20 protein-coding genes and 1 pseudogene are annotated in these 21435 nt (G+C 72.4%); 10 read left to right on the top strand and 11 right to left on the bottom strand.

The genetic code is table 11. The features are described from left to right. The first annotated feature begins 39 nt into the window (after positions 1-39). Positions 40-936, top strand: coding sequence for a dienelactone hydrolase family protein (locus AB0B35_RS00785; RefSeq protein ID WP_361039028.1), 897 nt, complete (start codon positions 40-42; stop codon positions 934-936). 57 nt (positions 937-993) lie between these two features. On the opposite strand, the gene AB0B35_RS00780 is transcribed toward AB0B35_RS00785, so the two are convergent. Next, positions 994-2250, bottom strand: a complete 1257-nt coding sequence (locus tag AB0B35_RS00780; protein WP_361039026.1) for an NAD(P)/FAD-dependent oxidoreductase — start codon at positions 2248-2250, stop codon at positions 994-996. A gap of 156 nt (positions 2251-2406) precedes the next feature. Between AB0B35_RS00780 and AB0B35_RS00775 the strand changes: the two genes are divergently transcribed. Both AB0B35_RS00775 and AB0B35_RS00770 read left to right on the top strand, forming a co-directional pair. Continuing rightward, positions 2407-3825, top strand: coding sequence for an MFS transporter (locus AB0B35_RS00775; RefSeq protein ID WP_361039023.1), 1419 nt, complete (start codon positions 2407-2409; stop codon positions 3823-3825). Positions 3826-4002: 177 nt separating this feature from the next. Beyond that, positions 4003-5373, top strand: a complete 1371-nt coding sequence (locus AB0B35_RS00770; RefSeq protein WP_361039021.1) for a thrombospondin type 3 repeat-containing protein — start codon at positions 4003-4005, stop codon at positions 5371-5373. A gap of 51 nt (positions 5374-5424) precedes the next feature. Here the strand turns inward: AB0B35_RS00770 and AB0B35_RS00765 are convergent, their stop codons facing one another. The 4 genes from AB0B35_RS00765 to AB0B35_RS00750 form a co-directional block, all read right to left on the bottom strand. Then, on the bottom strand, positions 5425-7059 hold the full coding sequence (locus AB0B35_RS00765) for a RecQ family ATP-dependent DNA helicase (RefSeq protein WP_361039019.1): 1635 nt from the start codon (positions 7057-7059) through the stop codon (positions 5425-5427). A 75-nt stretch (positions 7060-7134) separates the two neighbouring features. Next, on the bottom strand, positions 7135-7695 hold the full coding sequence (locus AB0B35_RS00760) for a protealysin inhibitor emfourin (RefSeq protein WP_361039016.1): 561 nt from the start codon (positions 7693-7695) through the stop codon (positions 7135-7137). Between the two features lie 35 nt (positions 7696-7730). Further along, positions 7731-8399: a Crp/Fnr family transcriptional regulator gene (locus AB0B35_RS00755; RefSeq protein WP_361039014.1), complete on the bottom strand. Its 669-nt coding sequence runs from the start codon at positions 8397-8399 to the stop codon at positions 7731-7733. Beyond that, on the bottom strand, positions 8396-10042 hold the full coding sequence (locus AB0B35_RS00750; protein WP_361039654.1) for an adenylate/guanylate cyclase domain-containing protein: 1647 nt from the start codon (positions 10040-10042) through the stop codon (positions 8396-8398). Before AB0B35_RS00750 ends, AB0B35_RS00755 begins: the two co-directional genes overlap by 4 nt. A gap of 215 nt (positions 10043-10257) precedes the next feature. Here AB0B35_RS00750 and AB0B35_RS00745 point away from each other — a divergent pair, with 215 nt between their 5' ends. The 4 genes from AB0B35_RS00745 (at position 10258) to AB0B35_RS00730 (ending at position 12703) form a co-directional block, all read left to right on the top strand. Next, complete coding sequence (locus AB0B35_RS00745; protein WP_361039011.1) at positions 10258-10944, top strand: hypothetical protein; 687 nt, start codon at positions 10258-10260, stop codon at positions 10942-10944. Positions 10945-10992: 48 nt separating this feature from the next. Next, positions 10993-11550 (top strand): DUF6529 family protein, encoded by a 558-nt coding sequence (locus tag AB0B35_RS00740; RefSeq protein ID WP_361039008.1) that lies wholly within the window; start codon positions 10993-10995, stop codon positions 11548-11550. Further along, positions 11550-12107, top strand: coding sequence for a Rieske 2Fe-2S domain-containing protein (locus tag AB0B35_RS00735; RefSeq protein ID WP_361039006.1), 558 nt, complete (start codon positions 11550-11552; stop codon positions 12105-12107). Before AB0B35_RS00740 ends, AB0B35_RS00735 begins: the two co-directional genes overlap by 1 nt. Positions 12108-12187: 80 nt before the next feature. After that, on the top strand, positions 12188-12703 hold the full coding sequence (locus AB0B35_RS00730) for a DUF1990 domain-containing protein (protein ID WP_361039004.1): 516 nt from the start codon (positions 12188-12190) through the stop codon (positions 12701-12703). 27 nt (positions 12704-12730) lie between these two features. On the opposite strand, the gene AB0B35_RS00725 is transcribed toward AB0B35_RS00730, so the two are convergent. Continuing rightward, entirely contained in the window at positions 12731-13783 is a 1053-nt protein-coding gene (locus AB0B35_RS00725; protein WP_360530434.1) for a hypothetical protein, read from the bottom strand. A gap of 106 nt (positions 13784-13889) precedes the next feature. After that, entirely contained in the window at positions 13890-14813 is a 924-nt protein-coding gene (locus AB0B35_RS00720) for a GNAT family N-acetyltransferase (protein WP_361039002.1), read from the bottom strand. Positions 14814-14939: 126 nt separating this feature from the next. On the opposite strand from AB0B35_RS00720, the gene AB0B35_RS00715 reads away from it, so the two are divergent. Further along, a complete protein-coding gene (locus AB0B35_RS00715) occupies positions 14940-15602 on the top strand; it encodes an NAD(P)-binding domain-containing protein (protein ID WP_361038999.1) in 663 nt (220 codons plus the stop codon). 126 nt (positions 15603-15728) lie between these two features. Then, a complete protein-coding gene (locus AB0B35_RS00710; RefSeq protein ID WP_361038996.1) occupies positions 15729-15953 on the top strand; it encodes a hypothetical protein in 225 nt (74 codons plus the stop codon). 53 nt (positions 15954-16006) lie between these two features. Here the strand turns inward: AB0B35_RS00710 and AB0B35_RS00705 are convergent, their stop codons facing one another. Next, on the bottom strand, positions 16007-17680 hold the full coding sequence (locus AB0B35_RS00705; protein WP_361038993.1) for a DHA2 family efflux MFS transporter permease subunit: 1674 nt from the start codon (positions 17678-17680) through the stop codon (positions 16007-16009). A 325-nt stretch (positions 17681-18005) separates the two neighbouring features. Between AB0B35_RS00705 and AB0B35_RS00700 the strand changes: the two genes are divergently transcribed. Continuing rightward, complete coding sequence (locus AB0B35_RS00700; RefSeq protein ID WP_361038990.1) at positions 18006-19130, top strand: lytic polysaccharide monooxygenase; 1125 nt, start codon at positions 18006-18008, stop codon at positions 19128-19130. Between the two features lie 143 nt (positions 19131-19273). On the opposite strand, the gene AB0B35_RS00695 is transcribed toward AB0B35_RS00700, so the two are convergent. The 3 genes and pseudogenes from AB0B35_RS00695 to tnpB all read right to left on the bottom strand — a co-directional run bounded on the left by AB0B35_RS00695 (position 19274) and on the right by tnpB (position 21321). Next, a complete protein-coding gene (locus AB0B35_RS00695; protein ID WP_361038987.1) occupies positions 19274-19492 on the bottom strand; it encodes a hypothetical protein in 219 nt (72 codons plus the stop codon). Beyond that, positions 19489-19829 (bottom strand): annotated as a pseudogene (locus tag AB0B35_RS00690) (helix-turn-helix transcriptional regulator). Before AB0B35_RS00690 ends, AB0B35_RS00695 begins: the two are co-directional and overlap by 4 nt. Then, a complete protein-coding gene (gene tnpB / locus AB0B35_RS00685; RefSeq protein ID WP_361038985.1) occupies positions 19771-21321 on the bottom strand; it encodes an IS607 family element RNA-guided endonuclease TnpB in 1551 nt (516 codons plus the stop codon). Before tnpB ends, AB0B35_RS00690 begins: the two are co-directional and overlap by 59 nt. Positions 21322-21435: the final 114 nt, after the last annotated feature.

Here is a 21435-nt window from a genome sequence, read left to right as displayed (position 1 = left end):
CACTGTGCGAACCAGATTCCCTCGACGAGAGGAACAGTGATGATCAGACGAGCGATCCTCGTGCTGGCCATGATCACCGCCGCGGTGGCGGGCTTCGGTTCGCCCGCCGCGGCCGACAGCTCCACTCCCGGTGCGTACGCCATCGGCTATGTCGACGCCTCGGTCAGCGCCTCCGGCCGCTCCTTCAGCGCCCGGATCTACTACCCGGCGGCGACGGCGGGGCAGAACGCGGCCGTGGCCGCCGGACGCTTCCCGGCCATCGCGTTCGGGCACGGCTTCCTGCAGGGCGTCAGCAAGTACTACAGCACCATGCAGCACCTGGCCTCGTGGGGCTTCGTGGTGGCCGCGCCGACCTCGCAGGGCAGCCTGTTCCCGAGCCACAGCGCCTTCGCCGACGACCTCAACGCGCAGCTCACCTGGCTGGTCGCGCAGGACACCACGGCGGGCTCGCGCTTCAACGCGCACATCAACACCGCCAAGCTGGGCCTGTCCGGACACTCGATGGGTGGTGGCGCGAGCGTGCTGGCAGCCTCCCGCAACCCCGCGGTCACCACGGTCGCCAACCTCGCGGCCGCCGAGACCAACCCGTCGGCCGCGGCCGCCGCCGCCTCGGTGACCGTGCCGATGATGCTGGTCGCCGGGCAGAAGGACGGCACCGCGCCGATCGCGAGCCACCAGCGCCCGATCTACAACGGCAAGCCCGCGCCCAAGCAGCTGCGCACCATCGTCGGCGGCTTCCACTGCGGCTTCATCGACACCTCGTCGGCCTTCTGCGACAGCGGCACCATCACCCGGGCCGTCCAGCTGCAGATCACCCGGCGGGTGCTGACCGACTGGTTCCGCTACTACCTGGCGGGCGACACGACGGCGTACAACGCCGTGTGGGGCCCCGGCGCGACGGGCGACCCACAGGTCCTGTTCGAGGGCGTCGCCTAGGTGGGACGATGCCGGGCGCGTCCGCCGATCGCGGCACGCGCCCGGCACCATCGGGACTCAGACCCGGCCCGCCGCGTAGACGCGTGCGCCGAGGTCGGCCAGCACCGCGTTCGCCGCGCGGCGGCCGGAGACCAGGGCGCCCTGGACCGAGCTGGTGTCGCGGTGGTCGCCGCAGACGTAACGGCCGTAGCCGTGGCGCACGGGGCGGCGCATCCGGTGCGGTGCGGGCATCGCGGGCAGCGCGTGCGGGATGCGGTACGCGTCGAGGAACTGCCAGCCGGCGGTGGGCACGTCGTACAGCACGGCCAGCCGGGCGCGGACCGAGCGCTCCAGCGCGTCGATCGGCGTGCTCATGTCCAGGGTGGACGTGGCGATCAGCGCCCGCCCGTCGGTGGCGTACCCGGCCGCGGCGGTCGTGAGCACCACCGTGTTGGTCACCAGGCCGCCGCCCCCGGGGTCCACGGTCAGCATCGGGTGCACGGACGGCGCCCCGAAACAGGCGTGGTAGAACGTGGTCACCCCGTGCCAGGCGGGCGTCCGCAGGCCGGGTAGCAGCGTCGCGGCGGTGGCGCCGTCGGTGGCCACCACGACGGCCCGCGCGGTGATCTCGTCGTCGCCCGCCACCGCCACACCGTGCGCGGTGAGCCGCTCGACCCGCGCGTGGCAGCGCACCGTTCCCACGGGCAGCCGTGCCGCGAGCAGCCGGGGCAGCGCCTGCATGCCCTGGGCGGGCACGGCCGCTCCACCGCGCAGGAACATGCGCCACATGAGATGGAAGAAGCGGCCCGAGGTGTCGAGCCGGTCCTCCAGGAACACCCCGGCCAGGAACGGGCGCAGCACCCGGTCCACCGTCGCGGGGGCGAGGTCGGCCAGCCTCAGCTCGTCGAGGGTGCTCACGTCCGGCCGGCGCAGCACCGCGGCGGTCGAGCCGAGCGTGTCCCGGGCGGCCAGCTCGACCAGCGTCAGCGCGTCGGCGGCCGGCACCAGCCCGGAGGCCAGCGCGAACGCGGCCGTCGGGCCGGGTCGCAGGTGGTGGGTGCGCCCGGCCCAGTGCACCGCCACGCCGCGCGCGAACGGCCGCAGGTGCAGGTCGGTGAGGTCGCACTCCTCCTGGAGGGCGGGGTAGGCCGGGCACAGCGTCTGGAAGCCCCGGTCCAGCAGGAAACCGTCGACGGTGTCGGTGCGCACCCGCCCGCCGATGTCGTCGGACGCCTCCAGCACGGTCACCCGCAGCCCCGCCTCGGTGATCCGCCGGGCGGCGACCAGGCCGGCCAGGCCCGCGCCGACGACGGCCACGTCGCAGTGTTCCGCCATGTTTTCAGGCTAGGCCGCCGCACCTGCGGCGCAGCGCTTTTCGCGGGAGTGCGTCGGTTGATCGCAACCTGGTTCCTCTAGCGAAACGCCGTTTCCCATACATAGGATGCACGGCACCGGGCCGGACCGCCCGGTCCCAGCCCTGGAGGTAGGCGCATGGCCGTCCCCGCCGTCGACGAGCAGGTCCGCGAGATCGCCGCGTATCCGGGGCGGCCGCCGGTGCGGGTCAGGCGCGGGCGCGCCGCCCCGTTCGGCTGGTGGCCCGCGATCTGCGTGGCGCTGGTCGCGCTGATCGACCGGATCGAGTACAACCTGCTGGCCGGGGCGCTGCCGGCGATCCAGCGCGAGTTCGGGTTCGACGACGGCGCGGCCGGGGCCATCGCCACCGCCGGGGCGATCGCCGCGGTGCTCCTGCTGCTGCCCGCCGGGCGGCTGGCCGACACCGGGCGGCGCACCTGGACCGTGGCCGCCGTGGTCGCCGTGTGGGCGCTGCTCACCCTCGGCACCGGCCTGGCCGGCTCCTACGCGATGCTGTTCGGGGTGCGGGTGCTGCTCGGCGCGGCCGGTCAGCTCTACAACCCGCCCGCGTCCAGCCTGCTCGGCGACCTCTACCCGGGCCCCAGCCGGGCCCGCGCCTACGGGCTCGAACGCGCCGCCTACTTCGCGGGCCTGCCGATCGGCGTGATCGCCGGCGGGGCGCTGGCCAAGGCGTACGACTGGCGCACCGGCTTCTTCCTCGTCGCCATCCCCGGCGCGGTCATCGCGCTGCTCATGCTCACGGTCCGCGAGCCGGTCCGCGGCATCGGCGACCGCCTCAGCTCCTGGTACGCCGACCCGGCCACGGACACGCCCGCCGCGCCGCGACCCGCGGCGGCCGACCCCGCCGACACGCCGCCCCCGGCCGCCGCGGCGCGGGCCGGTGCGGGCATGTCGGGGCTGGTGGCGCAGGTGCGCGAGCTGTGGCGGATCCGCACGCTGCGCTCCGTGGTCAGCGGGCTCAGCATCCTGTTCTTCGGGCTGGGCGGGCTGTTCTTCTGGATGCCGTCGTTCTACCAGCGCGAGTTCGGGCTCGACGAGGCCGCCTCGGCGGCGGTCGGCGGCGGCGCGGGCCTGGTCGGCATCCTCGCCGGCATCGGCCTGGGTAGCTGGCTCGGCGACCGCGGCCACGGCCGCCGTCCGGGCTGGCGGGTGCGGCTCGGTGGCTGGTCGCTGCTGTTCGGCACGGTCGCGCTGGCCGGGGCCGTGGCGGTGGGGCCGATCGTGGCGCAGGTGCTCTGCTTCGGACTCGCCAACGTGGGCTTCGCCGGGGCCATCGCGAACCTGACCGCGGCCAACGCCGACGTGGTCGAAGCGTCCCGGCGCGGCCTGGGCTTCGCGGTGCTCCAGTCGGTGATCACCCTGGGCGGCGCGCTCGGCCCGTGGCTGATCGGCGAGGCCTCCGACGCCACCGGCTCGCTGCGCCTGGCGTACGCCGTGGTCATCGCACCACTGGTGGTGGGCAGCCTGATCGTGCTGCGGGCCTGGCGCGGCTACGACGCCGACGCCGCCGCGGCTCTGTCGCCGCCCACCGCATGATCGTCCGACTTGCCAGGCAACCGGGCGTATCGGCGTCCAAGATACGCACACCTGCCGGGCAAGTCGGACGATCAAGGACAGGGGACCTGGTGAGATCCCTAGGTCCGGTGGCCGGGGAGTGTCAGTGACCTTGCAGAACGCCGGGTCGACGGCCCGGCGGCTGACAGCATCCGGGCCATGACACCCCCAACCCACCCCCTCGCCCGCAGGCTGCTCGGCGTGGCGGGCGCGCTGACGCTCGCCGCCGCCGGTCTGTCCGCGCCCGCCGCCGCGGCGGAGGAGAAGGAACCACCGCGCCGCCCCTACAAGCAGGTGAAGATCTGCGATCTGAGCATGTGCTATATCGCCTGGCGGGTGATCGACTCCGACGGCGACGGCTGGTGCGACGCCGACGAGCTGGCCGCCCGCACGGACCCGTTCGACCCGGCCAGCTTCCCGTCCCCGGCGCTGGTCGCCGAGCTGGCGATCGGCCGGCAGCTGCCGTCGTTCGAGTACGGCCAGGGCGTCTTCGTGCTGCTCCCGCTGGAGACGGTCAAGCTGCGCGAGCAGGTCGACCGGGGCTGGCTGGAGTCGTTCCCGCTGCCGACCCGCAAGGACTCGCTGGCGCGCATGGGCGTCGACGCCAAACTGCTCGACGCGTTCGGCCTCGACCCGAGCAGCGACGGCATGACCCTCGGCCTCGACCTGCCCGGCGGCGGCGGCGACGGGCTGCCCGCGGGCATCAAGCTGGGTGGCCTCGACATCTCGCTGATCAGTGCGGGCGGCGGCGCCTCGTACGCCGCGGACCGGGGCGGGGTGAAGAACAACACCCGCGACGAGGACGGGTTCGGCGACGTCACCGAGTACTACGACGGCTCCTCGGCGCACACCAGGGTGGACCGGGACACCGGCCGCACCGAGATCGCCTACACCGATGAGAACGGCGACAACAGCGCGATGGTGACCATCGACCGCGATTTCGGCTACGACGGCGAGACGCGGGTCGAGACGGAGACCACCACCGTCACGGACGCGGGCGGCAGGGTGCAGTCGGAATCGACCACCACCACCCGCACCGGCAAGGACGGCAGCACGGAGAGCCAGACCGACAAGACCACGTACAAGCGGGACAAGGACGGCAACGTCACCGGCACCACGGTCACCCACAGCGAGTCGTCGAAGCCGGCGAACGGCTCCACCACCAGCGGTTCGGTCACCTACCGCTGCGACGCGAACGGCGAGAACTGCACGCAGGTGTCCTCGACCGGCGGCTACTACGACGAGAGCCAGCAGCCGGTCGTCATCACGGAGGAGGTCGTCCAGGGCGTGCTGCGGGTACGCGGCGCGGCGATCAACGTGGTCCAGGGCTGGACGCCGCCGGGTGACGGCGAGCCGGAGACCCCGGACCCGAGCGTGATCGTCAACATCGACCCGGACTACGTCGGCGAGTTCGTCCTGGTCGAGCCGAAACTGACCACGCATGCCCAGCCGAGGTACGCCAACGACCTGCCCCACCCGATGGACGGCGCGGTGCCGCCGTCCGGCGGTGGATGCGGCGGCCTCTGCTGACCTGACGCCGCCGGGCTCGGCCCCGACCTTCCCCGGTCGGGCCCGGCGGCGTCAGCCGCGTTCGAGGACCAGCAGCTTCTGCGCCGTGACCACGGCGACCGCCAGGGTCTTGTAGCCGACCGAGTCGAACAGCACCGTCATCCGGTCCTTCTCGTAGCCGAGCACCATACCCGTGCCCCAGTCGGCGTGGCGCACCGTGCTGTGCAGCGGGTACGGCACGTCGTCGTCGATCACTTCCGAGGTGCCCTCGTGGCAGCTGTCGCAGTGCCCGCAGACGTCGTTGAGCTGCTCGCCGAAGTAGCCCAGCAGCGCCTGCACCCGGCAGCCGCGCATCTCGGCGAAGCGGCGCATCATGTCGGTGCGTGAGCGCTGGCCCGCCTGGTATCGCCCGTGCTCGGCGAGCGCGTCGCGCGCCGCTTGGTCGGGCAGCGGCGCGAACCGCGGCACGCTCAGCTCGCCCTTGGTCCCGGTCGCCACCGCGCCGACCTGCTCCAGCAGGCTCAGGTGCGCGGCGAGCTTGCGGGCGTTGTAGCCGGTGGTCTTGGCCAGCGCGGTCTTGGTGACCGGGCCGCTGTGCAGGGCCGCCGCCACGGTGCGCAGCTCGGCCAGGTCGGGCGCGCCGCCGTTGAAGAAACGTTGCAGGGTCACGTCCTCGGCGCGGTGCAGCAGCAGCGCGTGCGCGGGCTCGCCGTCGCGGCCGGCCCGGCCGATCTCCTGCAGGTAGCTGTCGGGGGAGTCCGGCAGCGCCATGTGCACGACGAAGCGGATGTTCGGCTTGTCGATGCCCATGCCGAACGCCGACGTGGCGACCATGATCGGCACCCGGTCGGCGAGGAACGCCTCGTGCGCGCGGGCGCGCACGCCCGCCGCCATGCCCCCGTGGTATGCCGTGGCCTCGTAACCGGCCTCGTTGAGCCGCTGGGCCAGGTCTTCGGCAGCGCGCCGGGTCGCCACGTACACGATGCCCGGCGGGGTGGCCTCCTCCAGCAGCTTGAGCAGCCGCCGCCAGCGGTAGTCCTCGCTGGGGCAGTGCGTGGCCTCCAGGAACAGGTTGGGCCGGTCCAGCCCGGTCTGCACCACCTTGGGCTTGCGCAGCCCGAGCCGGGCGATGATGTCCTCGCGCATCGGCGGCGACGCGGTGGCGGTCAGCGCCACCACCGGCGGGCGGCCCAGGCCCCGGATCAGGTGCCCGATGGTGAGGTAGTCGGGCCGGAAGTCGTGGCCCCAGGACGAGATGCAGTGCGCCTCGTCGACCGCGACCAGCCTCGGGCGCAGCGCCTTCACCTCGGCCATCCGCTCCGGCGAGCTGAGCTGCTCCGGGGTGATGAACAGGAACCGGGCGGTGCCCTCACGCAGCTCCTTGAGTGCCGCGGCCTGCTTGGCCGGGGTCTCCGCGGAGCTGATGCGCACCGCCCGCAGGGCCGGGTTTCCCCGGTCGTTGAGGTTGGCGATCTGGTCGTGCTGCAGGGCCAGCAGCGGTGAGATCACCACCGTCGGTCCCTTCAGGAGGGACGCGGTGACCTGGTAGACGGCCGACTTTCCGCCACCGGTGGGCAGCACCACCATCGCGTCGCGCCCGCGCAGCAGGGCGCGCATGGCGTCCAGCTGCGCGGGCCGCAACCGGTTCCAGCCGAAGTGGTCACGGGCGGCGCGGCGCAGGCGCAGGGAGCGGAATAAGAACATCATCGCCGCGACTCTAACCAGTTCCGCCGACACACAAACGTCACCGGGATGCCATCCGTCGACGCGTATGGATGAAGATCAGATGCGAGTAGCGTTGCCGACCAGGGCTGTTATCGCGGCGGCGGTCTCTGGCAGATTTTCGTCACCCGGGCAGTCGGTGTACATGACGGTGACCGTGCCGGCGCCGCCCATCCGATGGACGGTGACGGTGTACTGGAAGGCGTCGGCGCACTTGGTCGGGGCGGTGGGGCGGGCGGCCTCGGTGTCCAGCCGCGGATCGGCGGCCAGCGCCTGGAGTTCCTCGCGCTCCGAAGTGGTCAGTTTGCCCGATTTAGTGTTTCTGGCACGGTCCGTGATGGTCCAGGCTCCGGCCGGGTCGACCGTGATCCGGTCGTCCACACCGGCGAAGCCGCCGGTCCGGTACACGGCTACCGAAGCGGGGGCGGATGAGGCCGTGCCGACCGGGCTGGGCGAGGCCGTGCGGACCGGGCTGGGCGAGGCTCCGGGATCGACCGGGCCCGGCACGCAGGCCGTGGTGAGCGACAGCAGTGCCACGAGGGCGGCGATACGCGGTCCGGTCATGCCCCTGGGGACGGCCCGGGCCGCGGACCGGTTGCCTGCCGGCAGTGTCTGTTCCATGTGCTTTAGTCTATGCTTCCTGCCGCGCGATCCACTCAACCGGGCAGGCCCGCGCGCGCCCGTAACGCGGCAAGATCCAGCACCGTCACCGACATGCGGCTGGTGCGGATCCAGCCCGCGCTCCGCAGCACGCCCAGCGCCTTGCTGACCGCCTCCCGGGACGCGCCCACCCACCCCGCCAGCTCGTCCTGCGACAGCGGCAGCGCGATCGCGATCGCTTCGCCGTCCGGGCGGCCGAACCGTTCGGCCAGCTCGACCAGGCGCGCGGCGACCCGGCCGGTGCTGTCCTGCGCGCCGAACTCGACGCGCTTGCGGTCGGCGTCGCGCAGCCGCTCGGTCAGCAGCCGCATCAGCAGGAACGCCACCCGCCCGTGGGCCTGCAGGTACGCCTCGAACTCCGACAGCGGCATGACCAGCGCCGTCACCGGCTCCAGCGCGGTGAGCGTGGCCGAGCGCGGCGCGCGGTCCACCGCGGACAGCTCGCCGAGCAGCGCGCCGGGTCCGCGTACGGCGAGCACGACCTCGCCGCCCGCGGCGGTGTGCGAGGACGCCTTGACCCGCCCGGCGCGCAGCATGGCGACCCAGTCCGACCGGTCGGCCTCCCGGCACAGCACCTCGCCGCGGCTCCACCGGCGCAGGGCGCTGCGCCGGGTGAACTGCTCCTGCTCGGCGGGGGTGAGCAGGCTCCAGAAGTCACCGCTCACGCCTTCTCCCCGCTGCGCTCCACGGCTGCCTGAGCCGGGATGTTCATCGACCGCATCCCGGTGACGGCGTACGCGCGTACGGTGGCGATCCGGCCCTTGACCGGCAGGTCGCCCAGCGGCGTGGCGGTGATCGCGTCCCCGGCGGCCAGGCGGGTCGCCTCGCCGATGACGACCTGGCCGGGTTCGGCCAGCGTCTGCAGGCGGGCGGCGACGTTCACGGCGTCGCCCATGGCGTTGAAGCCGCGCAGCTGCTCGCTGCCGATGTTGCCGACCAGCGCCGGGCCGGTGTTCGCGCCGACCCGGAACCGGGGCCAGTCGGGGTGCCCGGCGGCGATCCGGTCGACGCCCTGCTGCATCGCCAGCGCGGCGCGCACCGCCCGAAGCGCGTGGTCGGGCTGCCGGGCCGGGGCGTTGAACAGCGCCAGCAGGGCGTCGCCGACGAACTGCACCACGGTGCCGCCGTTGTCGAGAATGGCCGGCACGGCGACGCCGTGGTAGCGGTTGAGCATCCGCACGATCTCGGCCGGCTCGACGCCTTCCGAGAACGTGGTGAAGCCGCGCAGGTCGGCGAAGAGCGCGGTCACCTCGACCACCTCGCCGCCGAGCGCGGCCTGGTCGGGATCGGCGAGCAGCGCGGCGGCCACGTCCGGCGACAGGTAGTGCCGGAACAGGGTGCCCAGCGTGCGCGACAGCTCCCGCTCGGCGGACAGGGCCGCGGCGGCCCGGTCGAGCACCGCGGTCTGGCCTTCGGTGAGCCCGAAGCGCTCGGCCAGCCGGGCGGCGACCGGCCCGGTGGCGGCCCCGGTGCGCTCGCGTTCCTGCAGCGCGGTGACCAGTTCCTCCAGCGCGGCGCCGTACTCGGCGCGGATCGCGCGGGCGGTCTGGTCCAGGGTGATCGCGTCGAACAGGCCGGCGCTGCCGCCCTCGCGGCCGTACTGCACGTAGGCGCTGTACGCGACGAAGCCGAACGCGAACGCCAGCAGCAGGTGCCACTCCCACCAGGACAGCTGCCACTTGTACGCCAGCAGCACCGCCACGCTCGACTCGGCCAGCAGCGTGAACGCGGTGACGATGCTGATCAGCATGGCGGCGGGCTTGCGGCGGTGCATGGCGAAGTAGCGCAGCGCGGCGACCAGGTAGAGCACGACGGTGGCGGCGGTGACCCAGGCCATCGCGCCCTGCACGTCGCGCGGGCCGGGCCGGGCGCTCAGCGGCGGCAGGTCCAGCAGCTCGACCACGCCCCAGGCCAGGATCAGGGCCCACAGCCCGCCCTGGAGCCAGGGCCGGGCCCGCAGCACCGCGGCACCCCGCGCGCCCTCCAGCGGCAGTGACGAGACCAGCGCGAACACCGCCGCGACCGCCAGGCCCACCGGCTGGGACAGGTCGAACCCGACGGACGGGTGGTGCACCAGCACCCCGGGTGTGGCCAGCGCGTGCAGCAGCAGGAATCCGGCGCTGGCCAGGAACGCCAGCGACACCAGCAGCAGGCGCGCGTCGGCCCGTTTGCGCGCCACGGCCGAGATCCGGATGCCCAGCACCACGTTCACCGCGGCGACCACCAGCACCAGCCAGAAGTGGCTGTGCGAGTCGTGCCAGGCGATGTCCGTGCTCGGGACGGCCAGCAGCAGCCACAACCCCGCCATCGGCAGCGCCAGGTGCAGCAGCCAGACCAGGGCGCGCACCGGCTGGACGGCAGGCGGGAGGAAGGGGCGCGACACGCCGACACCCTACGCCCCGGCGCCCCACCGCAGCACTGTCGCGAATCCGCTCTGTGGACTTGTACGCAGACGCACCGCCCGCATCGGGGGTTGGCTGGACCCGTCGCCGGTGCTGTGTCCGGCGGCGTTAGGAGCTGACGATGAAGCGCAACGGGCCCCTCATCACGTTGCTGGCCGGCCTCGCGCTCGCGGCCGTGCTGATCACGGTGAACCTGTCGCTCACCAAGGGCGGCGGCGAGCCGGACCCGGCCGGGCTGGGCGCGGCGGTGGCCTCGGCCGCGCCCGCGGCATCCACGCCGCCGTCGCCGACCGTGGCCGCCTCCGCCGCCGCGCCCGACGCGCCCGCCGAGAAGGTGAACGCCACCTGGGCGGGCACCGTGGACGGCGGCGGGGCGACGATCGCGATCGCGGTCACCGACGGCGTCGCGGTCGCGTACCTGTGCGACGGCAAGAAGGCCGAGGTGTGGCTGCAGGGCACCGCCGCGGACGGCAAGCTGGCGCTGACCGGCAAGAAGGGCGCGACCCTCACCGGGACCTTCGGCGGCGGCAAGGCCACCGGCACGGTCACCGCGAACGGCCGCAAGTGGACCTTCACCGTGAAGGCGGTCGCCAAGCCGTCCGGCCTCTACCGCGCCACCGCGACCGTACGCAACGCGAAGGTCGTCGGCGGCTGGATCGTGCTGCCCGACGGCAGCCAGGTCGGTGTCGTCACCGTCGACGACGTGCCGCAGCCCGCGCCCGCGATCGACCCGGCCACCGGCGCGGTCACCGTCGACGGCGCGGCGCTGACCGCCGCACCCGTCACCGGCGTGCTCGCCGAGAACTGACCGGGGCCACGACATGAATCGACCATTCGCCGCAGGAAGGAAGAAGGCATGAGCGACGAGACCACCAGGCGTGCCAGGGTCTCGGCGGCCGGACTGTACGTGCCGCTGCTGCTCGGTGCGATCGTGACCGTGACGCTGGGCGTGTACGGCAGCGTGCACACGCCGACCGGGATCTCGGTGAACGTGGCCGGGTTCTCCGGCCCGCAGACCGTGAAGGTGTGGCTGGCCAGCGGGGCGGCGCTGCTCGCGCTGGTGCAGCTGGTCAGCGCGTTCGCGATGTGGGGCAAGTTCGGGGCGAACACGCCGTCCTGGATCGGGCCGCTGCACCGCTGGTCGGGCCGGATCGCGTTCCTGCTGACCGTGCCCGTGGCCGTGCACTGCCTGTACGCCCTGGGTTTCGCCACCTATGACACCCGCACCCTGGCCCATTCGCTGCTGGGCTGCTTCTTCTTCGGCGCGTTCACGGTCAAGATGCTGAGCCTGCCCAAACGCGGCCTGCCCGGCTGGACCCTGCCGCTGCTGGGCGGCGCGGTCTTCACCCTCCTCATCGGCCTGTGGCTCACGTCGTCCTTCTGGTACTTCACCACGATCGGGGTGCGTTTCTGATGACCCGGAAGAACGCGATGCACGACCACACGAGCACCGGCGGCTGCGCGGCCGGCTGCGCCACCCGGCGGGCCGTGCTGGCGGGCGTGGCCGGGGCGGCCGCACTGCTGACGGGCTGCCAGGCGTACGGCCAGAGCACCCAGCCGGAACCGCAACCCGCCGACGCGGGTCCCGCCGCGACCGGTCCCGCCGAGCCGGCCCCGGGCACGACCGGCCCCGGCGACCCGGCCGCATCAGCCCCCGCCGGCCCGACTCCCGCCAAGCCGGCGGGCAAACCACTGGTCGAGACCGCCAAGGTGCCGGTCGGCGGCGGCGTGATCCTCGAAGGCGAGCGCCTCGTCGTCACCCAGCCGCAGGCGGGCGTGTTCAAGGCGTTCTCCGCCGTCTGCACCCACCAGGGCTGCACCGTCACCGGCGTCGACAACGGCATCATCGAGTGCGGCTGCCACGGCAGCCGCTTCCGGGCCACCGACGGCTCCGTCGCCGGCGGCCCCGCCAACGCCCCCCTCCGCGAAACCCGCGTCACCTCCGACGCCACCACCGTCTACCGCACCTAGGCGAAGGAAGGGCACCTTCTTATCGTTATCCGTAGAGGAAGGTGCCCTTCTTAACGCCGACATGCGGGGGACGTGCTGCGATGAGCGGGTTCAGTTACGCGGAGATCGGCGCGACGCGTGCCGAGGTCCTGCCACGCGGCTACCACCATCTGCGCTACCGCACCCGCATCGGTGACGCATCGGTGCTGGCGGCCGCGGCGGAGGCGGTGCTGACGTTCGCGCCGCAGCGCGCGATCGGGGTGCGGATCACCGCCGACGGTGCGCGCGCGGTCGAAGGGCTCGCGGTGACCTCGGGCCTGGGCGTCGGCTCGCTGCGCATCGCCGCACCCTGCGAGGTGGTATGGGTCGAGGACGGCCCGCGGCGCGCCGGGTTCGCCTACGGCACGCTCGCCGGCCACCCCGAGTCCGGCGAAGAGGCCTTCCTCGTCGAGGTGGCCGACGGGTCGGTGTGGTTCTCGGTGATCGCGTTCAGCCGCCCCGCCCGCTGGTACACCAAGGCGGCCGGCCCGGTGGTGGTCGGCTTCCAGCACACGTATGCCCGCCTCCTGGGCCGCGCCCTGCGCCGCCTGACCGCCCGGGAAGGCCACGCCCGGTAGGGAGCCGGGCGTGGCCGTGTGCGCCCGCTAGAGGCGCGAGCTGGCGCTGACGGTGAAGCCGGTGTTCACGGCCGCGCCCGCGTTGGTGTAGCAGCTGACGTCACGGACGTACAGGTCGACGCCCGAGATCGTCCACGGGAAGTTCAGGCCGCAGAAGTTCGAGTTCGACCCGGCCGCGGTGACCTGCACGGTGAGCGGCGCGAAGCCGATCTGCCGGAAGGTGACCAGGGACAGGCCGGGGCCTGCCGAGATCAGCGTGTTGGCGCCGTACCCGAGCACCGAGTTGAAGTTGGTGAACGCCGGGCCGACCGGCGGCGCGTTCCACAGGTAGCCGAAGTACTGCGGCGGGAAGCCCGCGCCGTACAGCGAAGCCTTCTGCTGGTACGACACCGTGAAGCGGCTGTTGACCAGCGCTCCTGCCGAGTTGAAGCAGAACACGATGACCTCTTGCTGGGCCGGGATCGAGGTCCAGTTGCGGATCTTGCAACGGGTGCCCACGGATGCCACGGCCGTCACCTGCGCGCTGCCGTCGATCGGCCCGCCGGAGCCGATGTTCGGGAACTTGACGCTCCACTGGCCCACGCCCAGCGGGGTGACCAGGTTGGCCGCGCCGGCCGCGTTGTACTGGCTGATGATCACGCCGGTGGGCTGGGTGTCCACGTAGCCGTAGGGCCCGGACGCGCCGACGCCGGAGGCCATGGTGAAGAACGCGCTGAAGCCGCTGTTGTCGGGCACCCCGCCGACCCGGTAGCAGCGGATGATGGCGATCTCGTTGACGCCGGACGGGAACCAGGTCTCGGCCTGGCACCAGCGCGGCCCGTTGGTGATCGCGGTGACGTGCACGACGCCGCCGGGGGCTGCCTGGCCGGGGAACGTGACCTGGTAGAGCCCGACGCCCAGCGGTGCGACGGTGGTCGCGGCAGGGGTGGTTCCTCCAGCCACCACGGCCGCGCCGTTCCAGAGCACGAACCCGAACCGGTTCGGCACGGCAGCCTGCGCGGGCGTGCCGGCGACCAGCAGTGTGCCGAGCATGGCGACGATCCCCACCAGGGTGGAGAGCACGCGAGTCGGTCTTGGCATGTTCGATACCTTTCCGTGACGGGACGGTAACTCGATACATGCAAACATGTGGATCTAACGATCTCAATGAATGTGTCGGAACCTGACTGAGAGTGAATGCCGCCGGTTACAGGTCGTCGGCGCGGTTCTGTTCGACGACCTGGTAACCGAGCGAGTCGTAGAGGCGCCGGGCGACCGTGTTGTGGCCGAACACGTTCAGCCCGAGCTGGGCGTCACCGGCCGCCGCCGTCGCGTGCTCGCCGGCCAGCATCGCCGCGCGGCCGTAGCCGCGGCCCCGGTGCGCCGGGTCCACGTCGACGCCGAACACGAAGCTCAGACCGGGCAGGAAGCCGTGGCGCAGCCAGATCGTGCCGACGACCTCGTCGCCGGCGGTCACGCACCAGAAGGCGTGCCCGGGGCTGCGCAGGCCCTCCGGGAGCAGCTCGGAGTGCTCGGCGACGGACGCGGCCAGCGCGTCGGCGGGGGAGCGGCTGCCGGAGGCGGTCATCTCCTCGGCGTACATCCGGATCGCCTGCTCCAGCCACTGATCGAAGTCGACGGGCGTCATCTCCCGGCCCGCGACGCCGTCCGGCAGGGACACCCTGGCGGGCACCGTCTTGACCATCTGCTGCGCCCGCAGGGGGTACGCGCCGAAAAGCGCGTCCGTCACCGGGTCACCGGGCACGACGGTGACGCCCAGGCGGGTGCCGCCGTCCGCTGCGGCCCGCTCGCGGGCCCACGCCACCAGCTCTCGGCCCAGGCCGTGGCCGCGGTGCTCCGGCGCGAGCCACAGGTCGTGCAGGCTGCGCTGCTCGGGGCGGCGCGGCCGTGATCCGCCGAGGGCGAGCAACCCGGTCGCCGTGCCGCCGACCTCGACCGCGTACACCCGCCCGCCCGGGTCGTCGCGCTGGTTGGCGAGGTTGCGCTCGACCTCCCGCTCGACCGCCGCCGGGTCGGTGTAGCAGCGGGCGTACCGCTCCCGCAGCCGCGTCACCCATCCGGCCCGCCACCGCTCGGTCTCCGGCCCGGTCGCCTCGCGCACGCTGGTCATGCCGTGACCCTACGAGCGCGGGCGCGGCACGGTCCACCCGATTCGCCCCGGAACCGTCGGCGCCGGTGCGCCGTTGACCACCGTGGTGCCGGCGATCATGCCGGGCGACGGGGAAGGCAGTGGACGATGACGACGATCGGGTGCATCGGCAGCGGATACATCGGCGGGACCGTGGCCCGGTTGGCCGTGGCCGCCGGGTACGACGTGGTGCTGAGCAATTCGCGGGGCCCGGAGACGCTGGCCGACCTCGCCGCCGAGCTGGGTCCGCGGGCCCGCGCGGGCACCGTCGCCCAGGCCGCCGCGGCGGGTGACCTGGTGCTGGTCAGCGTGCCGCTGCACGCCTACGACAGCGTGCCGCCGGAGCCGCTCACCGGCAAGGTCGTGATGGACACCAACAACTACTACCCCGAGCGCGACGGGCAGATCGAGGTCCTCGACGACGGCAGCGCCACCAGCAGTGAGCTGCTGCAACGCCACCTGGCCGGCGCGCACGTGGTGAAGGTGTTCAACAACATCTTCTACAAGCACCTGGGCTCCCTGGCTCGACCGGCCGGCGCGCCCGACCGCTCCGCCCTGCCCATCGCCGCCGACGACCCGGCTGCCAAGGCCGCCGTCGCGGCGTTCCTCGACGCGATCGGCTACGACACCGTCGACGCCGGCCCCCTGTCCGCCGGCCGCAAATACCAGCCTGGCGCCGCCGCCTACGGAACCCCCTACGGCTCCTTCGACGACGAGCGGGGCACCCCCGCCTCCGCCGCCGATGTCCGCGCCGCCGTCGAAGCCGCCTGACAAAACGACAGGAAGGGCACCTTCTACAACGCATAGCGTGGTGAAGGTGCCCTTCCTTCGCTCCTATCGCGTGGGGCTGCGGAAATGCGGGTGCGGGCGGGGTGGGGCGGTGGCACGATCGGGCGCGTGCCCGCGCCCCATGGATTCGACTTCGCCGTACGCGCCGACGGGACCGTCGCCGTGTCCCACCACCGTGCCGTCGTGACCCTGCTGCGCGGCGAGCGCGCCAAGCGTTTCCTGGACGAGGTGAAGGCCGGTGACCCGCAGGAGGTCATGGCCCGCTGGACCGGCAACTACCGGCGTGGCAACGAGCGCACCGCGCGCAACCACCCCCGCAACGCGGGCCGCTGACGGCCCGAGCCGCCGGGTGACGTCGCTCAGCCCTCGACGTCGTGCCGGCCGGGTCAGCCCTGCACGCCCACGCTCTGCTCCTCGGTGCTCGCGCCGCCGCCCGCGCGCTGCTCGCCGGGGAGGGCGGCGGAGACCCTGCTCCGCCGGACCAGCAGCACGGACAGTGCCGCGACGCCCAGCACGATCAGTGGCAGCGTCATGGTCGACTTCATCGCCGCCGTGAAGCCCTCGTGGAACGTGGTCAGCGCGAGCTGCGCGATCTCCGGCGGGGCGCCCGCGGGCAGGTGCGCTCCGCTCTGGCCCGCGCCGACCTCCATACCACGCGATCCCGCCTCGTCGAACGCGGCGACGAAGCGCTCCCGGAACGGCTCGGGAAGCGTGGCGGCACTGGTCCGGGCCTGCGCGGCCAGGTCGACCGCGAGCCGGGCCTGCAGCAGCGCGCCGACCGCCGCCGCGCCGATGACCGCGCCGAGCTGGCGGGTGGTGTTGAAGACGCCGGATGCCGCGCCGGCCAGGCGCGGTTCGATGTCGCGCATCGCGATGGTCTGCAGCGGGGCGAAGACGCCGCCGAGGCCGAGGCCCGCGACGAGCAGGCCGGGCAACAGGTCGCCGCGGTCCGAGCCGGCCTGTGCGGCGATCACGACCCAGGTGAGGCCCGCCGTCCACAGGGTCATGCCGGCCAGCAGGACGTATTTGCCCTGGCGGTCGGCGAGGCGGCCCGCGACGGGCGCGACGAACATGGAGATCAGGGACATGGGCGCGGTGGTGAGCCCGGCCTGCAGGGCGGTGAGCCCGAGCACGGACTGCAGGTAGATGGTCAGCGGCAGGAACAGCCCGAGCATGCCGAAGGAGACCGCGGCGACCACGGCGTTCATCACGGAGAAGTTGCGGTCGGCGAACAGGCGCAGCGGGATCAGCGGCTCCCGGTCGCGCTGGGCGTGCGACTGCCAGACGAACCCGGCCAGGACGAGCAGCCCGGCCACGATGACCATCGGCACGGTGATCGGGCCCCACACCCGTCCCCAGTCGTGCGACTGACCCTCGATGAGGCCGTAGCAGATCAGGAACAGGCCCGCGGTGCCCAGTGCGGTGCCGGGCAGGTCGAGCCGGTGGCGGCGGTTGAAGCGCAGGTCGGGCATGATGACCGCGGCCATGGCGAGGGCGATCACGCCGACCGGCACGTTGACGAAGAAGATCCAGCGCCAGCCCCACTCGGAGACCAGCCAGCCGCCCAGCGTCGGCCCGGCGACCGTGGCCAGCCCGGCCACGCCGCCCCAGACGCCGAACGCCGCCCCGCGCCGTTCGGCGGGGAAGATGGTGGTGATCACGGCGAGCGTCTGCGGGGTGAGCAGCGCCCCGCCGAGTCCCTGCAGAATGCGGAACACGACCAGCTGAGCCGGGTCCTGAGCGAAGCCGCACGCGATCGAGGCGACGGTGAAGATCGCGAGGCCGATCATGAACAGGCGCTTGGGTCCGTGGATGTCGCCGAGCCGGCCAGCGGTGATCAGCAGCACGGCGTACACCAGGATGTAGGCGTTGAGGATCCACAGGATCTGGTTCAGGGTCGCGCCGAGGTCGTCGATGAGGTCCGGGATCGCGATGTTCACGATCGTCGTGTCCAGAAGGATCATGAAGAAGCCCAGGCACAGTACGGACAGGATGAGCCAGGGGCGGCGTTGCGGGGCCTGCTCCGCGGGCGCGCCGTCGGCCGTACGCTGAGTGATCATGGCGGTTCTCCTGTCTGCGTCCGAGCGGGTGGAGCATAGTCCTCGGGCGATGAATTCCGCTGAACCGCCACGCTGCCGGGGCGGCGGCCCGATGGTCACCGGGTGGCGGCGCGACCCGCACGCAGAGTGATAAATTGACATATTCAAGGTAGTGCGTAAGGTCTGATTCGACCGCTACGGGAGCCACGTAGCAGCGCGGAAGTGGGGCAGCCTTCCGCGGCTGAAGTCGAAGTCCGACCATGCGTGCGTTCGCGGGCGAAACGACGGCCCCGGGCTCCCTCGTTCCCGCCGCCGCGTGCATGGCACTCCGTACGAAGGAGCTCCCATGTCCACCACACTCGCCGCTCGGCGGCGGGCCGCACTCTACGCGCTGATCGTGGCCGTCGCCTCGGTCCTGCTGCTCACCACGGCGCTGGCGAAGATCGCCGACGCGCACGGCAGCATCGTCAGCCCGGCCTCGCGCAACTACGGGTGCTGGCAGCGCTGGGGCAGCGATTTCCAGAACCCGGCGATGGCCACCCAGGACCCCATGTGCTGGCAGGCCTGGCAGGCCGACCCGCAGGCCATGTGGAACTGGAACGGCCTGTTCCGTGAGGGCGTCGCCGGCAACCACCAGGGCGCCATCCCGGACGGCCAGCTGTGCAGCGCCGGCCGCACCCAGGGCGGCCGCTACAACGCGATGGACACCGTCGGCGACTGGAAGGCCCAGACGATCGGCACCAACTTCAGCGTCAAGCTGTACGACCAGGCCAGCCACGGCGCGGACTACATCCGGGTGTACGTGACCAAGCAGGGGTACAACCCGATCACGCAACCGCTGGGCTGGGGCAACCTGGAACTGGTCGGCCAGATCGGCAACACCCCCGCCTCGCAGTGGACCCCGGAGAGCGCGGGCGGCGTGTCGATCCAGGTCGGCGGCAGCGCCAACGGCCGCTCGGGCAGGCACATCGTGTACACCATCTGGCAGGCCAGCCACCTGGACCAGTCGTACTACTTCTGCAGCGACGTGAACTTCGGCGGCGTCACGCCGAGCCAGTCGGCCTCCCCGTCGGCTCCGCCCTCGCCGTCGGCGTCCCCGTCGCCGAGCCGCCCGCCGTCGCCGAGCCCGTCGGTCTCGCCCAGCCCGTCGTCGCCCCCGCCGCCGCCCGGCGGCTGCTCGGCGACGTACTCGCTGACGGGCCAGTGGCCCGGCGGCTTCCAAGGTGAGGTCAAGGTGACCGCGGGCTCCTCCGCGATCACCAAGTGGACGGTCACGGTGACCTGGACCAACGGCCAGCAGATCACCAACGCCTGGAACGCGACGGTCACCACCAGCGGATCCACCGCCACGGCCAAGAGCGTCGCGCACAACAGCGCGCTGTCCGCGGGAGCCAGCACCACCTTCGGCTTCCTCGGCAGCTGGACCGGCTCCGCCAACGGAGCCCCCACCCTCACCTGCTCACCCACCTGATGAAAGGAAGGGCACCTGCTACAACGCTCCGCGTTGTAGCAGGTGCCCTTCCTGACAGTGAACAGCACGTAAGCAGGGACGCCGGCGTAGAAGGTGACCACCATGAGCGAGGCGAACAGCGCGAAGACGGCGGTGGCCGGGGCCTAGCGCGCGTCGGCGGCACCCGCGCCGCGCCCACCCAGCCGCATCCAGACCGCGCAGCGCACTAGGTTCGCCGTCTCCCGCAGGCCGGGGAAGCGCTGCTGCGGCTTCGACCCGGCCATGAGCACGCCGATCATCTCGTCCTCGTACTCCTGCCGGTGCCCGGCCGGGAACAGGGCGAGCAGTTGCTCGTAGCGGCGTTCCAGCTTCGCGTCGCTCACGCCGCCCCCGTTCCCGGGCGTAGGGGGAAGCCGGCCAGCCGGGCGGCCGCCGCGTCGGCGTTGCGGCGCAGCCGCGCCGACTCGGCTGCCAGGCGCTCCTGCCCGACTCCGGTGAGCCGGTAGTGGCGCCGTGGATGCGACGACCTCCTCCCGGTCGACCTCGATCAGGCCGCCCTCGCGCAGGCGGTCCAGTACGGAGTAGAGGGTGCCGGTGTGTAGGCGGACCTGCCCGCCAAAATGTTGAGCACGTCCTCGATCACGGCATAACCGTGTTGGGCTCAGCCGCCAGCGCCGTGAGGTTGAGGATCAGGAAGGCGGGCTCCGTTGCTGATTCCATAGTCGGATATCGGCAATCCCGGCCTTTCGGTCGGGAAGGTTCCTACCTCGCCGGAGCGTGACCGCTTCGGTTCGGCGAGGATCCCCGTTTCTGTCCGCTGGTGCGGGGTTGCGCCACCTGCCCGCCCACGCGGCCGCTTGCGCGGTCGGGCGGTGGCGCGGGTCTGACGGTCGGCTCCACGGGGTTTCGACGCTTGCGCGTCCTGGTCTCCGGCCACTCCGGTACCAGTCTTGACTGCCGCCTCCGCCAGGGCGGCGAGGTTACGGGCCGCGTTGGCGTCACGGTCCATGACCAGGGGGCATTGTTCGCAGTTGAACACCCGGACGTGCAGCGGCAGCTTGGTTTTCACCGCACCGCAGTCCGAGCAGGTCTTCGACGAGGGGAACCAGCGGTCGGCCTTCACCGTGGTGCCGCCGGCCCACTGGCCCTTGTATTCGATCTGCCGGCGGATCTGCCCGAACCCAGCGTCGGCGACCTTGCGGGCCAGGCGCCGGTTGGCCAGCATCCCGGCGACGTTCAGGTCCTCGACCACCACCGTGGCATGGTCAGCCCGGATCTTGGTGGTGAGCTGGTGCAGGGCGTCAGTGCGCAGGTTCGCGACCCGGTGGTGGACGCGGTTGCGTTCGGCGTCGGCCTTACCCCACCGCCGTGACGGGGTGCGGCCGGTGCGCCGGTCGGGTCCCTGGCGGCGCGAGACCCGCCGCGACAGCCTGCGCAGCCTGGCCAGGGCATTGTCGTAGTAACCGGGGTTGGGCACGTAGGTGATCTTGCCGGTGTTGTCGGCCAGCACGGCCAGGTGCTTGACGCCGAGGTCGACCCCGACGACCGTGTCCTGCCGGGCCGCCGGGCGGGCGTCGCGGATGACCTCGACCTGGAACGACACGAACCAGCGCCCGCGTGTGCGGGTGACGGTCGCGGACAGGATCCGGGCGGTGCCTGCGGCGAGGCGGCGCTGGAGTTTGCGGGTGTTCTCGTGGGTGCGGATCGTGCCCAACCTCGGCAGTGTGACATGCCTGCGGTCGAGCTCGACCCGGATTGTGCCGGTCGTGAACCGGCACGACAACCTGGCCCCACGCTTGGACTTACGCCTCGGCCTGCCCATCCGACGGCCGGCACGCACACCCTGCTTGGACTTGGTGTAGTTGTCGAACGCCGTCGCCGCGTTGGCCAGGCCGGTGCTGTATGACTCCTTGCTGTTGTCGGCCCACCAGCCGGCGAACCGCGGGTCGGTGTGCTTGACCTCGTTGAACGCCTTACGCAGCGCAGGCAGCGACGTCGGCCGCCACGGCGTGAGCTGCTCGTCGGGGATCCCGTAGGACTGCTCGGCCCTGCGCTGCCACCAGGCGGCGGTCACCCAGGACACGGCCCAGTTGTAGGCGGCACGAGCAGCGCCGCAATGCGAACGCAGCGCCTGCTCCTGGCCGACGTTCGGGTCGAGGGCGAACCGGTACGCCTGCACCACGAAACCAGCCTGCGGCTCGAACCGTTTCACGCCCACCGGCCCCTGCACCCGACGACCGGCCCACCGTGCGAAGATCGCCCAAGGCGGGCTGGCAACAGGCGAAGCACCACATACCGACAATACATGTCGCTACATCACCGCATT

This window comes from Catellatospora sp. NPDC049133 (assembly GCF_040648455.1).
GTDB lineage: Bacteria > Actinomycetota > Actinomycetes > Mycobacteriales > Micromonosporaceae > Catellatospora > Catellatospora aurea.
The sequence above is the reverse complement of the archived record's forward strand: the minus strand, read 5'-3'. Positions and strand labels throughout refer to the sequence as shown.

Bases quoted from the DNA above. Each gene is read 5' to 3' on its own strand.
- AB0B35_RS00785 (WP_361039028.1), top strand. From the start codon at position 40: ATGATCAGACGAGCGATCCTCGTGCTGGCCATGATCACCGCCGCGGTG.
- AB0B35_RS00780 (WP_361039026.1), bottom strand. From the start codon at position 2,250: ATGGCGGAACACTGCGACGTGGCCGTCGTCGGCGCGGGCCTGGCCGGC.
- AB0B35_RS00775 (WP_361039023.1), top strand. From the start codon at position 2,407: ATGGCCGTCCCCGCCGTCGACGAGCAGGTCCGCGAGATCGCCGCGTAT.
- AB0B35_RS00770 (WP_361039021.1), top strand. From the start codon at position 4,003: ATGACACCCCCAACCCACCCCCTCGCCCGCAGGCTGCTCGGCGTGGCG.
- AB0B35_RS00765 (WP_361039019.1), bottom strand. From the start codon at position 7,059: ATGATGTTCTTATTCCGCTCCCTGCGCCTGCGCCGCGCCGCCCGTGAC.
- AB0B35_RS00760 (WP_361039016.1), bottom strand. From the start codon at position 7,695: ATGGAACAGACACTGCCGGCAGGCAACCGGTCCGCGGCCCGGGCCGTC.
- AB0B35_RS00750 (WP_361039654.1), bottom strand. From the start codon at position 10,042: ATGGCGGGGTTGTGGCTGCTGCTGGCCGTCCCGAGCACGGACATCGCC.
- AB0B35_RS00745 (WP_361039011.1), top strand. From the start codon at position 10,258: ATGAAGCGCAACGGGCCCCTCATCACGTTGCTGGCCGGCCTCGCGCTC.
- AB0B35_RS00740 (WP_361039008.1), top strand. From the start codon at position 10,993: ATGAGCGACGAGACCACCAGGCGTGCCAGGGTCTCGGCGGCCGGACTG.
- AB0B35_RS00735 (WP_361039006.1), top strand. From the start codon at position 11,550: ATGACCCGGAAGAACGCGATGCACGACCACACGAGCACCGGCGGCTGC.
- AB0B35_RS00730 (WP_361039004.1), top strand. From the start codon at position 12,188: ATGAGCGGGTTCAGTTACGCGGAGATCGGCGCGACGCGTGCCGAGGTC.
- AB0B35_RS00725 (WP_360530434.1), bottom strand. From the start codon at position 13,783: ATGCCAAGACCGACTCGCGTGCTCTCCACCCTGGTGGGGATCGTCGCC.
- AB0B35_RS00720 (WP_361039002.1), bottom strand. From the start codon at position 14,813: ATGACCAGCGTGCGCGAGGCGACCGGGCCGGAGACCGAGCGGTGGCGG.
- AB0B35_RS00715 (WP_361038999.1), top strand. From the start codon at position 14,940: ATGACGACGATCGGGTGCATCGGCAGCGGATACATCGGCGGGACCGTG.
- AB0B35_RS00705 (WP_361038993.1), bottom strand. From the start codon at position 17,680: ATGATCACTCAGCGTACGGCCGACGGCGCGCCCGCGGAGCAGGCCCCG.
- AB0B35_RS00700 (WP_361038990.1), top strand. From the start codon at position 18,006: ATGTCCACCACACTCGCCGCTCGGCGGCGGGCCGCACTCTACGCGCTG.